Genomic DNA, 20,796 nt, shown 5'->3' with positions numbered 1-20,796 from the left:
TCTTTCTTCCAAGAATCACTACATTCGGTGCAAATGTCCGATTTCCCCGACGATATGCCGTTTTTCGGCGATGACGTACCGGCTGACCGCGCGCCTGCGGCAGGCTCAATTGCCGCACGCGCCATGGCAGCGCGCAACCAACAACGTGGCGAACCCGATTATCTACAAGGGCTGAACCCTGAACAGCGTCAAGCCGTTTTGACCACAGAAGGTCCGGTTCTGGTTCTCGCGGGTGCAGGCACGGGTAAGACTCGCGTTCTCACCACGCGTATTGCGCATATTCTAACAACCGGCCGTGCCTATCCAAGCCAGATTCTCGCCGTGACCTTTACCAACAAGGCCGCGCGCGAAATGAAGGAACGTATCGGCCACTTGGTTGGCGGTGCGGTTGAAGGTATGCCCTGGCTTGGCACGTTCCACTCCATCGGGGTGAAATTGCTGCGTAAACACGCTGAGCTGGTAAACCTCACTTCTGACTTCACCATTCTGGATACGGATGATGTGATCCGGCTGATCAAGCAGCTTATTCAGGCCGAAGGTCTGGATGACAAGCGCTGGCCTGCCCGTACATTCGCCAACATGATTGATGGCTGGAAGAACAAAGCCTTTGGTCCTGCCGATATCCCGGAAGGCGATGCACGTTCGTTCGGCAACGGCAAAGGCCGTGAACTTTATCACGCCTATCAGGAACGCTTACGCGCGCTGAACGCTTGTGACTTTGGCGATCTGCTGCTGCATCCGATCCGCATTTTCCGCAATCATCCGGATATCCTGCGCGAGTATCACGCCAAGTTCCGATACATTCTGGTGGACGAGTATCAGGACACCAACACCGCGCAATATATGTGGCTACGTCTTCTGGCTCAGAGGCCTAAATCAAAATCAACAGCGCCCGTCGCCACAGAAAACACGCCGATACAGCCCGCTAGGGCGTCCGAGCCAATGCGAGGCCCCCGCGGAGCCGGTGAGCATAGCGAACTCGGCGTGAGCGAAAACAAAGTCAATCTCTGTTGTGTAGGCGATGACGATCAGTCGATTTATGGCTGGCGCGGCGCAGAAGTGGATAACATCCTCCGCTTTGAGAAGGATTTTCCGGGCGCAGTCGTCATCAAGCTTGAGCGCAATTATCGCTCGACGGCGCATATTCTCGGTACTGCAGCGCATCTGATTGCACACAATGAAGGTCGTCTCGGCAAAACGCTTTTCACCGAAGCGCCAAACCCTGATGATCCAAAAGTCAAAATCCACGCCGCATGGGATTCAGAAGAAGAAGCCCGTGCAGTTGGGGAAGCGATTGAACAGGCGCAGCGTCAGGGCCATCTGCTCAACAATATGGCGATCCTCGTGCGTGCATCCTTCCAGATGCGTGAGTTCGAAGATCGCTTCGTGACGCTCGGCCTCAATTACCGGGTCATCGGTGGTCCGCGCTTCTATGAACGCCTCGAAATTCGGGATGCCATGGCCTATATGCGCGTTGTTGCGCAACCGGCCGACGATCTGGCACTTGAGCGTATCATCAACACGCCGAAGCGTGGGCTTGGTGAGGCGGCAATCCGTCAGGTTCATGATTATGCCCGCGCACGCGATATTTCGATGTTTGCTGCGGCCTGCGATCTCGTTGAAACCGAAGAGCTGAAGCCAAAGCCGCGTTCGGCACTGCGTGAAGTGGTCGATAATTTCCGCCGCTGGCAGTCACTTCTCGACAATACCCCACACACAGAACTCGCCGAAACCATTCTCGACGAGTCTGGCTACACAGCCATGTGGCAGAATGACAAATCGGCAGAAGCGCCGGGCCGTCTAGAAAACCTCAAGGAACTTATCCGTTCCATGGAGGAGTATGAGAGCCTGCGCGGCTTCCTTGAGCATGTTGCGCTCGTCATGGATGCCGAGAAGAATGAGGATATGGATGCGGTCAACATCATGACGCTCCATTCCGCAAAGGGCCTGGAATTTGAAACCGTCTTCCTGCCTGGCTGGGAAGAAGGCCTGTTTCCACATCAGCGTGCGCTCGATGAAGGCGGACGCTCTGGTCTGGAAGAAGAACGCCGCCTCGCCTATGTCGGCGTGACGCGCGCCAAAAAGAACCTGCATATCTGGTTCGTTTCCAATCGCCGCATTCATGGCATGTGGCAATCGACCATTCCGTCTCGCTTTCTGGAAGAACTTCCTGAAACTCATGTCGAAGTAGCGGAGATGGAAGGCAATTACGGCGGGTACGGTAATAGTGGCTATGGACAATCGCGCTTCGACAAGGCTGATCCTTTCCAGAACTCCTATTCAACGCCCGGCTGGCAGCGCGCGCAGCAGAACCGCTCGGATGCTACTCGCAACAATTGGGGCTCACGCTCCGGTGCCAATGTTGAACGTATTGGCTATGGCGAAACGGATTCAGGCTTTGGTGCTGGTCGTGGTTCCATCAAGGGGCGCACGATTGACGGTGAACTGGTTGCAAAATCGGTTGCTGACAAACCATCAGACTTCTTCGTCGGCGACCGCGTGTTCCATATCAAGTTTGGCAATGGAACAATCGCGACGATCGATGGAAACAAGCTGACCATCGACTTCGATAAGGCCGGACAAAAGCGCGTTCTCGACAGCTTCGTCCAGCGCGCATAGATTATGAAAACTAAATAAGCCGGAAATTACTCCGGCTTTCCTTTTTCCCAGGTCACATCGCCTTTAAAGAGTGGAACGGTCGACAGCGATGTCTTGGCTGAACCATCCTGAACCTGTGTCGCATGAGCGAGATAGAGCAGCGTATTGTTCTTCTGGTCATAGATGCGCGTGATGACCAGCTTCTTCCAGATCAGGCTTGTACGTTCTGAAAAGACCCGCTCTCCGCCTTTGCCAAGCTTGATGTCGCCAATGGTAATCGGACCAGACTGCTCACAGGAAATCGAAGCGTTGGACGGGTTTTCGAACCAGTTGCCTTTTTGCAACCGGTCAATCATGCCGCGAGAAAACGACGCCAGATAACAGGTAACGCCCTGCACCTTCGGGTCCTGCACTGCATCAATCACAATATCATTGCCCAGCCAGTCCACACCGACCTGACCGACTTCCTCAGCCGATACGGCAGCCGATGCGCCGATCAGCAACAATGGGGCAACAAGCAATCCGGCGAGCTTATTCAATTTGGACATTGGAAATCTCCAGTAACTGTGATGGAAAAATGGAGAAGTAAATCGGGCTTTGCAAGATTGGGGCGCCTAAACACCCCATTTTTCCAGAAAGGCTTCGATTTCAAGCACCTGAATGTCGGGAACAGCTTCATAAAGCTTTTCCACTGGCCAGTCCCACCAGTTGAGCGCGAGCAGTTTTTCAATGATTTTGTCGTCAAAGCGCTCGCGAATGATCCGTGCCGGAACGCCGCCCACGACATGATATGGCGCTACGTCTTTCGTCACCACCGCATTGGCGCCGATCACCGCGCCATGGCCGATGGTCACGCCGGGTGTAATCACCGCACCATGGCCGATCCATACATCATTGCCAATGGTGACACGCTTTGCCTGACGTCGTGCGCGGAATTCGCCATCCACGCCTAAATAGCGGAAATATTCATTGGGCCGGTAGCTCATCTTATGAGTCGTCAACCGTTCCATCGGATGCTCGAGCGCGTTTATGCGCACATTAGCAGCAATAGAGCAGAATTTTCCGATCTCAGCATAAATGCCTTCGCCATTACGCTCAAAATAGGTGAAGTCGCCCAGCGTGACTTCACGCAGGATTACGCGCTCACCAATGTCGACATACCGGCCCAACTTGCTGGATTTAAGCTGCGCGGTCGAATGAATGCGCGGTTCGCTATTCTGGAAACGAAGGTCTTCACCCTGCGTCATTTCAAAACTTTCTGAAATCTTTGCACTCTGCTAGACTGACATTGCAGTTCCAACATCGCCTGCGGCAGTTCGTCAGCGCTTGCATATAAGCGCTTTCCTGTCGCAGATCGATGTAAATTCAGAATAGCGTGCTTATGTGCGATAAATACAAAACAAAATTCAAGGCTGACTGGACATGAAAAAATTCCTGCCCATCTTCATCTTCGCTTTCATCATCGTGATTGTCGGTGCTGCTGCCTTTAATCTGATCCGTGACCGCAATTCAGCTGACCAGCCATTCGGCGGTTCGTTCAATCTGGTGTCGATGGATGGGAAACCATTTACCGAAAAAGACCTCCGCGAAACCCCTTCTCTTGTGTTCTTCGGCTTCACCCATTGTCCTGATGTGTGCCCGACCACGCTTTATGAACTGGACGGTTATCTGAAACAGCTCGGCCCGGAAGCTGCTGATATTAAAGCTTATTTCATTTCAGTTGATCCTGAGCGCGATACGCAGGACATCATGAAAACCTATGTCAGCAACGTATCCGACCGCATCATTGGTGTCACCGGCACACCTGAAAGTGTAGCTGACGTGGTAAAGTCCTATCACATTTATGCCAAGAAAGTTCCAACTGAAGACGGCGAGTACACAGTCGACCACACGGCTTCTGTTTTCCTTCTCGATAAGGGCGGTCGCTTCCGCGGAACAATCGCCTACCAGGAGAACCCAGATACTGCTCTGGAAAAGTTGAAGAATCTGGCCAAAGGTCGCGCAAACGGGTAAACAAAGCTTCCAATTCGATTTGAGAGCTTTTTATCCATGCCCCAATCACGACTCTTCTTTTCGGCTGACAAGACGGAAGCCGAACGAATCTATGACATCATCGAACAAGCATTCGAGGATGAAGCCTTCCCGATTGCGATTACCGAAATCGATGAAGACCGTCAGATTTTCGAAGTTTCCGTCTATACCGAAGATGGAGCCGAGGAACTTGCAGCGCGCATAGACGCGCTGGTGGGTGCAGGCAAGTTTGAAACAGAGGAACTGCCAGATATTGACTGGGTCACGCACTCGCTTTCAGTCCTGAAGCCAGTTCGAGCCGGACGTTTCTTCGTGCATGGCTCGCATGATAGCGACAAACTACAAGCTGACGACATTCCGATTTTGATCGATGCGGGCCTTGCTTTCGGCACCGGTCATCATGGCACCACATCAGGTTGCCTTGAAATGATCGAAGAAGTGGTTGAGCGCGAACATCCAACCAACGCGCTCGATCTCGGCACCGGCTCCGCAGTTCTGGCAATCGCCATTGCCAAGCTTGCACCGATTCCAGTCCTAGCCACCGATATCGACCCGATTGCTGTCACTGTTGCCACTGAAAATACCGTTCTCAACGGCGTGAGTGAGCATGTCATCACAGCGACTGCCGAAGGCTTTGACCATCCTATCTTCCGTTCTTATACGCCGTTTGATCTGATCGTCGCCAATATTCTCGCCAATCCGCTGATGGAGCTCGCACCTGCGCTCAAATCGCATCTGGCTCCAAGCGGCTCAATCATCCTGTCCGGTATTCTCGACAGCCAGCATGATATGGTACTTGCTGCCTATCAGGCGCAGGGTTTGACGCATATCAAAACGCTGCACCGCGAAGGCTGGGTCACAATTCATCTGAAATAACGCGGTTTTCCTTATTTATTGCGAGTTACGCTCATGGCTTTTCAGAATTTTGATGTAACCACCGATCCGGCCAATGGCGCACCTCGGGTCGCCTTGCTGCGCGAGAAGCTTGCCGAACAGGGGCTGGACGGCTTTCTCGTTCCGCGTGCCGATGAGCATCAGGGTGAATACGTGCCGCCCCGTGCCCAGCGCCTCGGCTGGGTCACAGGCTTTACGGGATCGGCTGGTGCAGCCCTTATCCTAAAGAAACAGGCCTATATTTTCATTGACGGTCGCTATGAACTGCAGGTCCGCAATCAAACCGATGGCAACGTGTTTTCTTATGAAAGCCTTGTCACCAATCCGCCTGCGCGCTGGCTTGCAGAGAACGGCAAGGGCCTGACGATTGGCTTCGATCCATGGCTGCACACGATTTCCGAAGCCAACGCATTGCGAGAGGCTCTTGAAAATCAGGGCGGCAAGCTGGTGCCGGTTGCACATAATCTTGTTGATCTCGTATGGGACGATCAGCCAGAAGCACCTCTTGCGCCGGTCACTATTCAGCCTGCCCGTTTCTCGGGCCACGAGGCTGAAGACAAGATCAAGGAAATGCAAAAGGCAGTGGCAGTAGCGGGCGCAAGCGCAACCGTTCTGACCGACCCTTCATCGGTTGCCTGGGTGTTTAACATTCGCGGCAAAGACGTCTCAAATACGCCGCTGCCATTGAGCTTTGCAATCATTCCCGCAGAGGGTGAACCGGAACTCTTCATTGACGAGCGTAAGCTTGCCATTGAACCACACGCCTATCTCACACAGCTTTCCAAACTGTGTGAGCCAATCAAACTTGAAGGCCATTTGAGCGCGCGTGCGGCAAGAGGTGAAACCATTCTGCTCGATCCGGCACTCGCTGCCGAAAAGCTTCGTCTTGCGGTGGAAGCTGCTGGTGGTCACGTCATTCATGGCAAAGATCCTGCCCGCCTGCCCCGCGCCATCAAAAACAAGGCCGAGCTTGACGGCTCACGCGCAGCACATCAACGTGACGGCGTGGCTATGGTCAACTTCCTGTCCTGGCTCGATGCTCAAAAGCCCGGAACGGTTGATGAAATCTCAGCTGCGCAAAAGCTGGAGGAGAGCCGTGACAAGGCTGGTCGCGATTTCCAGATGCCGCTCGAAGACATCTCGTTTGATTCAATTTCCGGCGCAGGTCCGGATGGTGCGATCATCCACTACCGCGTGAACACCGATACCAATCGTAAGCTCAACGACGGGGAGCTTTACCTGATCGATTCCGGTGCTCAGTATCGCGATGGCACGACGGATATCACGCGTACGGTTGCTGTCGGTACAATTACGCCAGAAACGATTCGCTCTTTCACGCTCGTGCTGAAGGGCATGATTGCCATCACCACTGCCCGCTTCCCAAAAGGCACACGCGGACAGGACATCGATGTGCTGGCACGCATCGCGTTGTGGAAACAAGGTTTCGACTATGCGCATGGCACCGGCCATGGCGTCGGCAGCTATCTTTCTGTCCATGAAGGCCCGCAGAGCATTTCCAAGAAAGGCGTGCAGGAGCTTTTGCCCGGCATGATTCTTTCCAACGAACCGGGCTATTACAAGCCGGGCGCTTACGGTATCCGCATTGAAAACCTGATCATCGTCAAGGAAGCGGAAGTGCCAGCAGGCGGCGAGTTACCGATGATGAGCTTTGAAACGCTTACCTTCTGCCCGATTGACCGGCGCCTGATCGATAAATCACTTCTCACGCAGGAAGAGCTTGATTGGCTCAATGCCTATCATGACCGAGTGCGTGATAAGCTTATCGGCCACCTTGATGGCGCACAGGCTGAATGGCTCACAACAGCCACTGCGCCACTCTGAAATCAGGCCGGAAAGAAATGGCGCAGCGCGGTTAACAGTGCTGCGCCCGCAAAAAACATCGTCATCATGCCCACGCGCAGCGAGAGCAGCACGCAGAAGACGAGCACGAGCAGTTCGCGCCAGCCGTGATCCGAAGCAGGTGCAGCAACAATTGCGGTAAGAACTGCCGCAGGCACAGCGTTGAGCGCTGCTTCAACACGATAATGCACACGCTCAAATCGCGACAAAATAAGATGCCCGCCGATACGGGTGAGATAAGTGCAAACAGCGCCCGCTATAATGATCCAGATCGTTGTGGACATGGCCCTATGCCTTCCCTGTTTGCGGCTTTGCGAGAATGGCTGCAAGCACAACGCCACCTATAGCACCCAGCGTCACATGCCACGGCGAGCCGACCAGCTTATACGCAACGACCGCGCAGATCGCGCTAACGATCACCACCGGCCACCAATGCTCGCGATGGCGAAAACTCATCACCATGCCAAGAAAATAGATCGGCAGCAGGAAGTCGATACCAAGCGCATAGGGATCGGAAATCAGATTGCCGAACAGCGCTCCGATAAGTGTCTCGAGAAGCCAGCAGATATAGATTGTGAGACCCACACCCATATACCAGGCAAAGCTGATTTTCCGGCCGGCCTCAGCACGAATTTCAACTTCCGCATATTGTGGATCAACCAGCAGAAAAAAGGAGGCAACCTTCTGCATGAAGGTGAAATGGCGGATGCGTCGGCCAACTGTCGCCGAATAAAGCACATGGCGGAAATTGACTGCGAAAATCGACAGAACAATCATCCATGGCGCGATGTTCTGGCCAAAAAGATCAAGCCCGACCATCTGGCTCGCTCCTGCATAGAGCATTGCACTCATAAAGACGGCTTCACTGATCGACAGACCGTTATCGAGTGCCACAGCACCAAATAGCAGCCCGAACGGCGCGCCAGCCGCAACAATGGGAACGCCGCGTTTGACGCCCGCCCAGAAATCGTTCCGCGCTGAAACCGGTGCTAGTCGAAAACCCTGATCCACGAAAATCACTCCTCAGTCAGGGAGTGCTTAAGAAATTTTGGGCCAAGTTGAAATCAGTTTTCGATATAAATCATACTATTAGAAAGCACTCGCAGCATTTCAGCATCACCTATCATAATGTGTGATGCATCAATGCATTATTCTGATGTTTGGGGAACAGTACCTTCGATCTTCTTGATCCAATCGATCAGCGGGCGCGTCTGTTCAGTAAATTTCACCAGCAGATCTGCGAGGTCGGCGCGGGTTATGGTCTCTGGATCGATTTCCAGACGAACAGCAAAATGTCGATTGCGAATGGCTTCCAGAAGGTCTGAATCGGTTACGGCTTCAAAACCACGCGGCGTACGCTTCAGCCGATCATTATCGCTGATCTTCAAACCACTTTTCTTGAGCTTTGCCACAACGGCACGATACTCATCCGGCTTTTCAACAATCGATTCGCGTATGGCCTGCAGAAGCTCTTTCCTTGGTCCCCACCAAGCCACACCTGCATAGCAATCACGCACGCCCGGCAAACCAATACAGACATAAAAGCAACCGCTTTCGTCCCATTTGGTGCCGGAGTTGGACAAAAGCGCGGACAGATGCCGGTTATAAGGCGCTTTGTCGTGCGAAAACCGCGTGTCTCGCTTGATGCGAAACTGAGACTTCGCCCGATCACCCTTGAAAGGCAATCCAGCTTTCTCAAAGCGCGCAGTCAGTTCTTCAACCAGATCACCAAGCGGTTCTTTCAGGTGCTCCTCAAACAAGTCCTTGTTTTCAACAAACCACTCGCGGTTTTGATGAAAATCAAGTGCCTTCAGGAACGGAATAGCCTTGTCGCCAAAACCTGTGAACGGAGCCATCAGCCTTCTCCAACCAAGGTCAGCCAAGCATCTTCATCGATCACTTCGATGCCGAGTTCCGATGCTTTCGCAAGCTTCGACCCTGCACCCGGACCAGCCACCACAAGATCAGTTTTCTTGGAAACAGAACCCGCAGTCTTGGCACCATGACGCTCGGCCATAGCCTTGGCTTCATCACGCGACATGCGTTCAAGACTTCCCGTGAACACAACTGTCTTGCCTTCAACTGGCGACCCAGTTGCCACGCGTGCAACTTCATCAAGCGGTGTAACCTCATCAAGCAGTTCTTTCAGAACTTCCCGATTATGCGGTTCGGCATAAAAATCGACCACGGCTTCGGCAACAATCCCGCCAATGCCTTCAACCGCAATCAGATCCTGCCAGGCTTCGTTGCCCTTGTCGCTACGGTCGCCCTCTTTTGGTGGGATAGCCGTTGTTGCTGCTTCGGCAAACTTGTCGTAGGTGAGATACGCCTTGGCAAATCGCTTGGCGTTCACTTCACCAACATGGCGGATACCAAGACCGAACAGGAAGCGATGCAAAGCAATCTCGCGCCGGTCATTGATTGCGTCATAGAGCTTTTTAACGGAAGTCGCGCCGAAGCCCTCGATATTCTCGAGCTTCTTGAGCGGCGAATTCGCCTGTCTCTTCTGCAACGTGAAAATATCCGCAGGTGATTTGATTTTCAGGTTGTCATCTTCCGCATGGAAGAAAAACTCGACCTGCTTTTCGCCGAGACCTTCAATGTCGAACGCGTTGCGCGATACGAAATGACGGATGCGCTCTACAGCCTGTGCGGCACAGGTCAAACCACCTGTGCAACGATAGACCGCCTCGCCTTCTTCGCGCACGGCATGACTGCCACAAACCGGGCATTCATGCGGGAAATGGAACGGCACAGCATCAGCAGGACGCTTTTCCAACACCACATCTACAATCTGCGGAATGACATCGCCGGCACGCTGCACGATCACCGTATCGCCGATGCGAATGTCGTGATCATCCTCACGGATACGTTCGCCCTTGAGGCCTATGCCCTTGATGTAATCTTCATTGTGCAGCGTGGCATTGGTGACAACCACGCCGCCAACAGTAATCGGCTCAAGGCGTGCAACCGGTGTTAGCGCGCCCGTGCGTCCAACCTGAATGTCTATGCCGCGCAGGATAGTCGTTGCCTGCTCTGCCGGGAACTTGTGTGCGATAGCCCAGCGCGGGCTACGCGAGCGGAATCCAAGCCGTGTTTGCAGGTCCAGTCGGTCCACTTTGTAGACAACGCCGTCGATATCGTAATCGAGCTTGGCACGCTCAAGCCCAATCGCCCGATAATGCGCAATAAGCTCATCGGCGCTCTGCAACCGCTTTGTCAGCGGATTAACCGGGAAGCCCCATCCGCGGAATACCTCGACCATGCCATGCTGTGTATCAGACGGCATTTCAGACATCTCACCCCAGGCATAGGCAAAGAACCTGAGCTTGCGGCTGGCCGTCACTTTCGCATCAAGCTGTCTCAGCGAGCCTGCTGCGGTGTTGCGCGGGTTGACATATGTTTGCTTGCCTTCTGCCACCATCTGCTCGTTGAGCGCGAGGAAGTCGCTCTTGGCCATATAGACCTCGCCGCGCACTTCGACGACCGCTGGAACACCTGCTGGAAGCTTATTTGGAATCTCACTGATGGTTCGGATATTGGCGGTTACATTTTCGCCGGTCGTGCCATCACCCCGCGTAGCGGCACTAACGAGAACCCCGTTTTCATAACGGATCGACATGGATAGCCCGTCGATCTTCGGTTCAGCTGTGAAAGCAATGGAATTATCCGGCAGTTGCCCGAGAAAGCGATATACGCTGCCGACGAAATCCTGCACGTCTTCATCCGAAAACGCGTTGCCGAGCGAAAGCATCGGACGCGCATGGACAACCTGCGCGAATTTGGAAACCGGTGCCGTACCCACGCGCACCGAAGGACTGTCGGCCCGCACCAGATTCGGAAAGCGCTCTTCAATGGCATCATTTCGCCGCTTCAGCGCATCATAGTCCGCGTCCGAAATCTCCGGCCGGTCATTGGCATGATACAACTCATCATGATGAGCAATTTCACGCGCTAGCCGCTCCAGTTCTGCAGCGGCTTCAAGGTCGGTCAGTTTTTCAACGGAAATATCGGACATATGCGTGGCAAAACCTGCTGATTCAATTTTGCTCAACATAACCAAGAAATGAGGCCGCGCCTACAGCCACGCGCAGTTACGAACATGTGGTCACACTGACAACGTACTGTCAGGAGACAAGCGCACTGTTCTCAGCCAGCAAACGCTCAGCTGCTGCACGCGCTTCATCGGTGATGCTGGCACCGGCCAACATACGCGCAATTTCTTCCTGCCGCTCATCGACACCAATCGAACGGATCGACGTAGACATGCGGTCTTCATTGGTTGCAGATTTCGCAATCAGAAAATGGGTCGACGCGCGTGCTGCAACCTGCGGCGCATGGGTCACAGAAAGTACCTGTACGCGAGATGACAGACGTGCCAGACGCTGACCAATGGCATCAGCAACCGCACCGCCCACACCCGTATCGATCTCGTCGAAAACCAGCGTCGGGGCCGAACCGCGATCAGCGAGCGCCACTTTGAGTGCCAGCAGGAAACGAGAAAGCTCGCCACCAGAGGCAACCTTCATCATCGGGCCAGCACGCGTGCCCGGATTGGTGCGAACCCAATATTCGACCGTATCAATGCCTTCAGCAGCGCGCGCGTTGGTATCCGTCGTCATTTCAACGATAAACTCGGCGCGCTCCAGCTTCAGTGCTGGCAGCTCCGCCATAACCGCAGCCTTCAGATGCTCGGCAGTGTCCTTTCGGCGCTCTGACAAGACCTTCGCAGCAGCATCGTAAGCTGCACGCGTTTCGGTTGCCTGCGCTTCAAGCTGGATCAGCTTTTCTGCACCGGCATCCAGATCGGCAAGATCGGCGTCCATTTTGTCACGCAGTGCAGGCAAGCCTTCAACTGCAACAGAATATTTGCGGGCAGCAGCTCTAAGCGCGAACAGCCGCTCTTCAACCTGTTCCAGCACACGCGGATCAAAATCGATCTCTCGCATGGCGTGGTCGATGCCATCCTGCGCCAGTGCCAAACTATTGAGTGCTTCGTCAATCGCCTTGCAGACAGGCTCGAGCAGATGCGGCGCTTCCGGAATTTTACGCTCCAGACGACGCACGAGGCTTGCAAGTGTCGGCACTGGTGAACCATTGCCCGACAGAAGCTCACCTGCTTCGTTCACGTCACCCGCAATCTTCTCCGACTTCATCATGACAGCGCGGCGTTCAGCGAGTTCGTCTTCCTCGCCCGACTGCGGATCAAGCTTGGTTAGTTCTTCCACCGAAGAGCGCAGATAATCGCCTTCACGCTCGGCCTGTTCAACCCGTGCCCGATGCTTCGACAATGCACTTTCAGCATCACGCCACGCTTTATAGCGCTCGCGAACAGTCGTGGCCTCAGCATCGAGACCGCCAAACGCATCCAGCAATGTACGATGAAGGTCGGTATCGATCAGCGCGCGGTCGTCATGTTGACCATGGATTTCGACCAGCCGTTTGCCCAGTTCGCGCAGCAGCGCAACACTTGCCGCTTGGTCATTGATGAAAACGCGCGTGCGTCCGTCACCCATCTGGAGACGGCGCAGGATGACGTCACCGTCATCGTCAAAACCATTTTCGCTCAGAAATTTACGGGCGGGGTGTCCACCCGGCACATCAAAGACTGCCGTCACCTGCCCCTGATCCGCCCCATGGCGAACCAGAGAAGCGTCGCCGCGCGCACCAAGCGCCAGCGACAACGAATCAAGCAGGATGGATTTACCGGCACCCGTCTCGCCCGTAAGCACGGACAAGCCGGTCTTGAACTCGATGTCGAGCCGTTCAATCAGGACAATATCGCGGATCGACAGGTGCGACAGCATGCGGGTATCGGCTTAAGCGCCGCCACCCGTGATCATTGCCGAAGCCTTGGCCAGCCACGAACCGCCGTTTTCACGCGGCTCAAGACCACCGCTCTGCAAGAGCTTGTAGCTATCCTTGTACCAGCGGCTGTCCGGGAAGTTCTTACCGAGCACCGAAGCTGCCATCTGAGCTTCGGAAGTCAGACCAAGCGCATAATAGGCTTCGACCAGACGGGCAAGTGCTTCTTCAACCTGGCGGGTGTTTGAATATTCTTCAACCACACCACGGAAGCGCTTGATCGCAGCCAGATATTCCTTGCGCTCAAGATAATAACGACCGACCTGCATTTCCTTGCCAGCGAGCTGATCGCGGGCGACGCGGATCTTGGTCTTGGCGTCGTCGGTATATTCTGAATCCGGGAAGCGATCGACCACTTCCTGCATCGCAGCGATTGCACGGCGGCTGGCCGCCTGATCGCGGGTCACGTCAGGAATCTGGCGGAAGTAGCTCAGACCGATGATGTAATAGGCATAAGCCGATTCAGGCGATGTCGGATAAAGCGTGTTATAACGCTTTGCCATGCTGACCGCTTCTTCGTAATTGCCTTGACGGTAATTCGTGAAAGCAGCCATGACGAGCGACTTGCGTGCCCATTCGGTGTAAGGGTGCTGACGGTCAACCGCTGCAAACTTCTTGGCAGCTTCACCGAGGCGGCCCGCATCAAGATTCGCGAGGCCTTCGTTGTAAAGCTTGTCCGCCGGATCGATCGTCTCAACATATTTGGTCAGATCGATATCGTCGTTTTTGCTGGCACATCCCGCAAGCGGAACAAAAACGGCAAGAGCGCTGGCAATCAACGCGGTTTTCGTCTTCACCGGGAATTTCGAACTCGTCATGCGGTCTCCGGCCATTTGGCAACGTCTTTTCTGTCTGGAGTAAAATGAACCCTGTAGTTCACTCTTTCCCCATTCTTCCCAATACATCAGCATCAGCACTTAGGTAAACATAGCCGAGGCTGTTTTGGCCGTCCATAAACCACATGCTGGCGAAATCGGCAATCGTCTAGCTGATCAATCGTCCGAATTTGGCACGCATAAGGCATCAATGGCTCGGCCTGAAGCTATATCTATGCAAACCAATGGCTTTTTCCTCACCAAATGCGGAGGCTTGGCTCTCAGTCCACAATGAATACGCCGACTCATGCGAAGAAGACCCGGCGATCACGGCCCAATTATGGCCATAAACACCGGACTTCCAATAGAAAGTTCAAAGCGCCCAGGGCGCCGAGATATTTGGACGGACTGTAACAAAGTCCAAATTGTCTGCATTCCGGCGCACGCCACTTGCTTCGACGATGTCGTAATTCGACTTATCAGCCAAAAGCGCCTTCACCGTTTCAGCATTCAGCCGGTGGCCACCGCGATAGGAACGGAAACAACCGATGAAAGGCAGCCCGGCCAGAGCTATATCGCCAACAGCGTCAAGCGTCTTGTGACGCACGAATTCATCCTTGAAGCGCAGACCGCCGGGATTGATCACCGAATTATCGTCACCGATGACAAGCGAATTGTCGAGTGATGAACCGAGCGCCAAACCCGCGGCCCACAGGCGTTCAACGTCTTTCATGAAGCCGAAAGTTCGCGCAGTTGATAGTTCTTTGCGGAAAGTATCCTCGGACATATCGGAGCCAAACTTCTGCCGACCGATGAGCGGGCACTCGAAGTCGATTTCCACTTCAAAGCGCGTACCCGAATAAGGCTGAAACTCGCCCCAGGAACCACCCGCTTCTACACGCACTGTCTTCAAAATACGGATGAAACGGCGCTTCGACTCCTGAACAACGATTCCAGCATCATCAAATACATCAATAAAGCGCGCAGATGTCCCGTCGAGAATAGGAACTTCCGGTCCTTCCACTTCGACAACCAAGTTGTCTATAGCCAATGCAGAAATCGCCGCCATCAAATGCTCGACCGTGTTGATACGCGAATCCTGCGGACCGAGCGCGGTACAAAGGTCTGTTGCACCAATCTGCGAAACATGGGCACGAATATCAGCGTTGGCACTGAGGTCTGAGCGCTTGAATACAATTCCGGTATCCGCATCGGCTGGCAGAAACGTCACCGAGGCAGCAGCGCCACCGTGGACGCCGACGCCGGAAAGAGTAACCGCACGCCCGATTGTTTTTTGGTAAGCGCTCAAAATCAGTCCAATCTATCGTATGGGGCAAGATGCAGCTGCATCCCGCAAGAGATTTGCCAAGCATATAATGCCCGCAACTGACAATCGCCAGTTTCCATCGTATTCTTCTATAATAAGACAGTTATGTCGAAAATAGTGATGAGCGGCAGCTGTTCAAAATCACGCTTTCTTACAAACCATAACGATAATTATCAAAGCAAAATGCCGTGGAGCGTAAACTCCACGGCATCTGTATTTTCAATGTCGTATCAGATGATTAGTTCGACTGACGGCGCAGGAATGCCGGAATTTCGAGCTGATCTTCTTCCGAAGCAGCGCGCGGCTGCGGACGGCCCTGATCATCAAGCTGGCCACGACGTGGAGCATAGATCGAGCTGTCCTGCTGCATTGGGCGACGCTGTTCTGGCTGACGCATGGCAGGTTCACGATGCGCTGGTTCCAGACGAGCAGCTGGCTGCTCTTCTTCACGGCGCGTCAGACCACGGGTCAGGCGAGAAAGCAGACCCATTGGACCACGTTCTTCCTGAGCAGGCTGCTGAGGCGCTGCACGACGTGCATTGATTTCAGCCTGTGCAACAGGTGGGAAATCCGAAACAGCTGGCATACGCGGAGCAGGACGTGGCTGAGGAGCTGGTTCTGCATGCATCTGTTGTGGCTGCTGGTAAGCCTGTGGCTGCATGGCCTGAGCTGTTGCCTGATTGTTGATCATCTGCGGCTGTGGAGCGGCTGGACGTGCAACTGGTGCGCGTTCAAAGCTATCAGCGGCAGGAGCCTGGAAAATGCGGCTCTGTGGACGAAATTCGGGAGCAGCCGAAGCTGCTGGAGCAGCGGTTGCTGCTGCAATTTCGTTTTCGATCGACTGGGCAACTGGAGCAGGCTGTTCGACCTGACGTGGCTGTTCAACAACCGGAGGACGCAGAGCGCCATGCGGAGCCATCGGCTTGGTCTGTGCAGCAGGCTTTACCGGCTGGCGAAATTCCAGCGGCGCAGGCGCCGCGTCTCCGATCTGCTTGTCGATGCCGGTCGCAACAACGGATACACGGATGACGCCTTCGAGGCCTTCGTCGAAGGTAGCACCGAGGATGATGTTGGCTTCCGGATCAACTTCTTCACGGATACGAGTTGCAGCTTCATCGACTTCGAACAGGGTCATATCGCGACCACCGGTGATCGAAATCAGGAGACCCTTGGCACCGCGCATCGAGGTTTCGTCGAGGAGCGGATTAGCAATCGCAGCTTCTGCAGCAGCCATTGCACGGCCTTCGCCCGAAGCTTCGCCAGTGCCCATCATGGCCTTGCCCATTTCGCGCATAACCGAGCGAACGTCAGCAAAATCGAGGTTGATGAGGCCTTCCTTGACCATCAGATCGGTGATGCAGGCAACACCCGAATAAAGCACCTGGTCAGCCATTGCGAAGGCATCGGCGAAGGTGGTCTTGTCGTTGGCAATGCGGAAGAGGTTCTGGTTTGGAATGACGATAAGCGTATCGACGTTCTTCTGCAGTTCTTCTATGCCAAGCTCAGCCGTCTTCATGCGGCGAGCACCTTCGAAGTGGAAAGGCTTGGTTACGACGCCAACGGTGAGGATACCGCGTTCGCGTGCAGCGCGTGCCACAACAGGAGCAGCACCAGTACCGGTACCACCGCCCATGCCGGCAGTGACGAAGCACATATGCGTGCCATTGAGGTGATCGACGATTTCGTCGATGCATTCTTCAGCTGCTGCGCGGCCAACTTCTGGCTGCGAGCCAGCGCCGAGACCTTCGGTGACAGCAGCACCAAGCTGGATCATGCGTTCAGACTTCGACATGGTCAGAGCCTGAGCGTCAGTGTTTGCAACGACAAAATCCACGCCGCGCAGACCGGCATTGATCATATTGTTTACCGCATTGCCGCCGCCGCCGCCGACACCGAATACGGTGATGCGAGGCTTCAGCTCGGTGATGTCCGGCTTTTGCAGATTAATGGTCATGGTTCTCGTTCCTCTTAAGCCTCTCACCGCTTCGCCGCCGCGGTGCTAATTGGTTATTACGCTGATGGTTACGCCCACATCACGCAATCAAATCACTCAATGTGTACTCAAAAACTCTCTCTCAGCCACTGGCTGACACGTTGAATTCGCCCGCCCGTACCAGTCATAAGACCGGAGGAGGCTGCCTTCACGGACCGTTCTTCAATACCTGCCACCTGAGGGTAGATCAGAAGACCAACGGTCGCGGAGAAAGCCGCACCCTTAGCCGCCTCAGGCAGTCCTGCTATTCCTAGAGGACGCCCGATTCGCACATTTCTTGCAAGAATCCGTCTGGCAGCTTCTGGCATTCCCGGCAGCTGGCTTGCGCCACCCGTCAGAACAACGCGCTTGCCAACGATATGTCCGAGGCCCGACTGGTTCAGCCTGTCGCGAACCAGTTCCAATGTCTCTTCCACGCGTGCACGGATGATCCGCGTCAATACTGAGCGCGGATATTGATTGGGTACATCACGCTCGTCATCGCCAATTGGCGGAACCGAGATGAGATCGCGATCGTCGGCTGCGCTAGGCAGCGCCGAACCGTACATGACCTTCAGACGCTCAGCATCTTCCATACGGGTGGAGAAGCCGCGCGCCACATCCATCGTGACATGTGTTCCACCGATAGCTACAGCATCAGCGTGAATGAACTTGCCTTCGGAGAAGACGGAAATCGTTGTCGTGCCGCCGCCCATATCGATGCAGGCCGCACCCATTTCGGCTTCATCACCAACGAGAGCTGCGAGGCCGCTCGCATAAGGGGTCGCGACGATTGCTTCGACCGACAGATGACAACGATTGATGCAAAGCTCGAGATTGCGCAGTGGAGCGGCATCAGCCGTCAGCACATGCATATCAACGCCGAGACTGTCACCCAGCATACCAAGCGGATCGCGGATACCGCGCTCACCGTCAAGCGTGTAGCCAACCGGCAGCGAGTGAACGAGGTGACGTTCGGCAGCAAGCGCCTGCTTGGCGCCTGCAGCCAGTACGCGGCGAATATCTGTCTGCTCAACTTCATGACCGCCGAGGTTGACGCTCGCGGTAAAGGTTTCGCTCTTGAGGCGACCAGCAGAAATATTAACAATCAGGCTGTCGACAGTCAGGCCAGCCATGCGCTCTGCAGCATCAACCGCAAGACGGATCGACTGTTCAGCCGCATCGAGATCGATGATGACGCCAGACTTCACACCACGAGAACGCTGATGGCCGATACCCAGCACTTCCATGCGGTGCGTGCGACCTGGCAGCAAGACGCCGCTTTCATGTGGACGCAGACGTGCGATCACGCAGGAGACCTTGCTTGAACCGACGTCCAGAACTGTGAGCAGGCGCACCTTGCGCCCTGCAGTTCCAACCTGTGATGAACCTTTTCCGCCCAGAATACTCATACGCGCTTCCCCGTGCGGGCTAATTCTTTTTTACGATCAGCCAAGAACTTCTGGCGCTGCTCCATACCGCTTGCCGTCAGCTGAACCGTGACGCGATCATCAAGACGCATATCGACCGCAGCAATATCGCGGGACAGAAGATGCTTTTCGCTATCCAGGCGCTCGACTTCGGCGAGAGCCTTCATAGGCTCATCTTCCGGCAGCATGATACGAACGCCATTCTCCAGCAGAATATCCCAGCGGCGGTCAGCAACGCGGATATAGGCACGAACCTTGCCAGCAAGCGCCGGATAGGCCGCAACCTCGTCCACGAAGCCCTTAACGCGCTTTTCAGCACCCTCACCCACAACAAGCGGGAGAGCATTGTAACGGCCCGGACGGAATGGGACGATGGTATCGCCTGCAGAATCAATCAAAGAGAGCTCCTGGCCATTCTGCCAGACGGCAAATGCCTTACGCTCTTCCAGAGAAACCAGCAGCGTACCAGGATAAACCTTACGCACTTCAGCACTTTCAACCCAAGGCAGCTTGGCGATAGCCTGACGCGCACCTTCAGCACTCATGCCGACCAGTGACGTCTCGCCATCCAGCTCAAGCTGACCGAGAATATCGATATCCGACGTTTCGTTGTTGCCAACGACCTTCACGTCTTCAATCGCAAAACCAAAAGTGGAAGCGGTTGCCTTGATCATATTTTCGGAATGACCACCGAGCACCATGCCGTAGATGCCGGTTGCACCGAGAAATCCGAGCATACCAATCGTGCCAGCATAGCGCGGAACATTGATATTGCCCTGAAACATACGGACAGCAAAGCGGAAAGGCTTCCGCAGAAGGCGCGGCAGAACAAAGGCTGCACCCGATGCATCCCGCATCGTGCCCGAACGCCTATATTCCTGAGATCTGCCGTTCAACGCAAACAAGACGCGTCCTCCACCATCCAACTCAACAATTCACCAAAAGAGATACCTGCCGCCTTCGCGATATCAGGTACGAGCGAGGTAGGAGTCATTCCCGGCTGGGTGTTAACTTCCAGCCAAATAACTTCGCCTTCTTCGGAAAAACGATCGTCGAAACGGAAGTCTGATCTGCTTACGCCCCGACACCCGATTGCCCGATGCGCCGTAAGGGCCATTGTTTGTATTTTTTGGTAAATATTTGGTAAAATTTTTGCCGGACACACGTGAGTTGATGCACCTGCAACATATTTTGAATCATAATCGTAGAACTGATGCCCCACTGGAATGATCTCGCAGACGTCCATCGCGCGATCACCCATTACGGCGCAGGTCAATTCGCGACCAGCGATGTATTTTTCAACCAGAACCTCGGCACCATAATTCCATTCAGCAGAGCTGATGATTTGTGGCGGGTGAGTCTGATCTTCTTTGACGATTACAACACCGAAGCTCGAACCTTCACGGACCGGCTTGACGACGTAAGGCGGCTTCATCGGATGCTCAGAACCGATTTCGAAACGGTTGAGCAGAAGCGACGGCGCAACAGCTACACCAGCCGCAGCCGCGACCTTCTTGGCGCGATCCTTGTCCATGGCAAGCGCTGAAGCCAGCACGCCGGAATGTGTGTATGGGATCTGGAGATATTCGAGCACACCTTGAATGGCGCCATCTTCGCCGAACGGGCCGTGCAGCGCATTGAACGCCACATCAGGCTTCAGCTCAGCTAGAACGCTCGCGACATTGCGATCAACATCAATGCGCGTCACGCGATAGCCGCACTCTTCAAGGGTTTGCGCACAGGCAGTTCCGGACGAGAGACTAACTGGACGCTCCGATGAGAAGCCACCCATCAAAACGGCAACATGCTTTCCAGCCTTCTGTCCAGCCATGTCAGTCATCCCCTCTGCACATCCCCTGCGCTCGAATCAAAAATAGAATCTGGATAGTCCGGCGACACAAGCCGCAGACACCCAAGTCAGGAAAACCCTGACGAATCAAATCACTGTACGGTTAACCATAAAGAATCAGAGAGTTGATTCCGTGGCAAGCCCCTATCAAAAGG

At 54.5% G+C, this 20,796-nt stretch carries 17 protein-coding genes; 4 read left to right on the top strand and 13 right to left on the bottom strand.

Going from position 1 to position 20,796, the window contains the following annotated elements:
• The first annotated feature begins 33 nt into the window (after nt 1–33).
• Nucleotides 34–2,619, top strand: a complete 2,586-nt coding sequence (locus QSJ70_RS01320) for an ATP-dependent helicase (protein ID WP_285534531.1) — start codon at nt 34–36, stop codon at nt 2,617–2,619.
• 26 nt (nt 2,620–2,645) lie between these two features.
• Here QSJ70_RS01320 and QSJ70_RS01315 read toward each other — a convergent pair whose 3' ends face one another.
• Nucleotides 2,646–3,146, bottom strand: a complete 501-nt coding sequence (locus QSJ70_RS01315) for a CreA family protein (RefSeq protein WP_285534530.1) — start codon at nt 3,144–3,146, stop codon at nt 2,646–2,648.
• A gap of 66 nt (nt 3,147–3,212) precedes the next feature.
• The gene (locus tag QSJ70_RS01310) at nt 3,213–3,845 is read right to left on the bottom strand and encodes a DapH/DapD/GlmU-related protein (RefSeq protein WP_285534529.1); all 633 of its coding nucleotides are present in this window, start codon (nt 3,843–3,845) and stop codon (nt 3,213–3,215) included.
• A gap of 175 nt (nt 3,846–4,020) precedes the next feature.
• Here QSJ70_RS01310 and QSJ70_RS01305 point away from each other — a divergent pair, with 175 nt between their 5' ends.
• Genes QSJ70_RS01305 through QSJ70_RS01295 form a run of 3 tightly spaced genes read left to right on the top strand, consistent with a single transcriptional unit; the run spans nt 4,021 to nt 7,365 of the window.
• A complete protein-coding gene (locus tag QSJ70_RS01305) occupies nt 4,021–4,611 on the top strand; it encodes an SCO family protein (protein WP_285534528.1) in 591 nt (196 codons plus the stop codon).
• Between the two features lie 36 nt (nt 4,612–4,647).
• Complete coding sequence (locus QSJ70_RS01300; RefSeq protein ID WP_285534526.1) at nt 4,648–5,505, top strand: 50S ribosomal protein L11 methyltransferase; 858 nt, start codon at nt 4,648–4,650, stop codon at nt 5,503–5,505.
• Nucleotides 5,506–5,538: 33 nt separating this feature from the next.
• Nucleotides 5,539–7,365, top strand: a complete 1,827-nt coding sequence (locus QSJ70_RS01295) for an aminopeptidase P family protein (protein WP_285534525.1) — start codon at nt 5,539–5,541, stop codon at nt 7,363–7,365.
• A 2-nt stretch (nt 7,366–7,367) separates the two neighbouring features.
• On the opposite strand, the gene QSJ70_RS01290 is transcribed toward QSJ70_RS01295, so the two are convergent.
• From QSJ70_RS01290 to QSJ70_RS01240, 11 genes are all read right to left on the bottom strand, one after another.
• Nucleotides 7,368–7,667, bottom strand: coding sequence for an AzlD family protein (locus tag QSJ70_RS01290; protein WP_285534524.1), 300 nt, complete (start codon nt 7,665–7,667; stop codon nt 7,368–7,370).
• A gap of 4 nt (nt 7,668–7,671) precedes the next feature.
• Nucleotides 7,672–8,394, bottom strand: a complete 723-nt coding sequence (locus QSJ70_RS01285) for an AzlC family ABC transporter permease (RefSeq protein WP_285534523.1) — start codon at nt 8,392–8,394, stop codon at nt 7,672–7,674.
• Nucleotides 8,395–8,531: 137 nt separating this feature from the next.
• On the bottom strand, nt 8,532–9,239 hold the full coding sequence (locus tag QSJ70_RS01280) for a DUF2461 domain-containing protein (RefSeq protein WP_285534522.1): 708 nt from the start codon (nt 9,237–9,239) through the stop codon (nt 8,532–8,534).
• Complete coding sequence (ligA, locus tag QSJ70_RS01275) at nt 9,239–11,401, bottom strand: NAD-dependent DNA ligase LigA (RefSeq protein WP_200635068.1); 2,163 nt, start codon at nt 11,399–11,401, stop codon at nt 9,239–9,241. The genes QSJ70_RS01280 and ligA overlap by 1 nt, the downstream gene beginning before the upstream one ends.
• Nucleotides 11,402–11,510: 109 nt before the next feature.
• A complete protein-coding gene (recN, locus tag QSJ70_RS01270) occupies nt 11,511–13,190 on the bottom strand; it encodes a DNA repair protein RecN (RefSeq protein WP_007875769.1) in 1,680 nt (559 codons plus the stop codon).
• A gap of 12 nt (nt 13,191–13,202) precedes the next feature.
• Nucleotides 13,203–14,066 carry an outer membrane protein assembly factor BamD gene (locus QSJ70_RS01265; protein ID WP_007875771.1) on the bottom strand — a complete coding sequence of 288 codons (864 nt, stop codon included), beginning with the start codon at nt 14,064–14,066 and terminating at the stop codon, nt 13,203–13,205.
• Between the two features lie 370 nt (nt 14,067–14,436).
• Nucleotides 14,437–15,372, bottom strand: coding sequence for a UDP-3-O-acyl-N-acetylglucosamine deacetylase (lpxC, locus tag QSJ70_RS01260; protein WP_113485373.1), 936 nt, complete (start codon nt 15,370–15,372; stop codon nt 14,437–14,439).
• Between the two features lie 256 nt (nt 15,373–15,628).
• On the bottom strand, nt 15,629–17,344 hold the full coding sequence (gene ftsZ / locus QSJ70_RS01255) for a cell division protein FtsZ (protein WP_007875784.1): 1,716 nt from the start codon (nt 17,342–17,344) through the stop codon (nt 15,629–15,631).
• Nucleotides 17,345–17,451: 107 nt separating this feature from the next.
• Nucleotides 17,452–18,774, bottom strand: coding sequence for a cell division protein FtsA (gene ftsA / locus QSJ70_RS01250; RefSeq protein ID WP_007875786.1), 1,323 nt, complete (start codon nt 18,772–18,774; stop codon nt 17,452–17,454).
• Entirely contained in the window at nt 18,771–19,697 is a 927-nt protein-coding gene (locus QSJ70_RS01245) for a cell division protein FtsQ/DivIB (protein ID WP_039859930.1), read from the bottom strand. Before QSJ70_RS01245 ends, ftsA begins: the two co-directional genes overlap by 4 nt.
• Nucleotides 19,685–20,623 carry a D-alanine--D-alanine ligase gene (locus tag QSJ70_RS01240; protein WP_094543195.1) on the bottom strand — a complete coding sequence of 313 codons (939 nt, stop codon included), beginning with the start codon at nt 20,621–20,623 and terminating at the stop codon, nt 19,685–19,687. Before QSJ70_RS01240 ends, QSJ70_RS01245 begins: the two co-directional genes overlap by 13 nt.
• Nucleotides 20,624–20,796 lie beyond the last annotated feature (173 nt).

Source organism: Brucella sp. NBRC 12950 (genome assembly GCF_030268145.1).
In the GTDB taxonomy this organism is placed as follows: domain Bacteria; phylum Pseudomonadota; class Alphaproteobacteria; order Rhizobiales; family Rhizobiaceae; genus Brucella.
The sequence above is the reverse complement of the archived record's forward strand: the minus strand, read 5'-3'. Positions and strand labels throughout refer to the sequence as shown.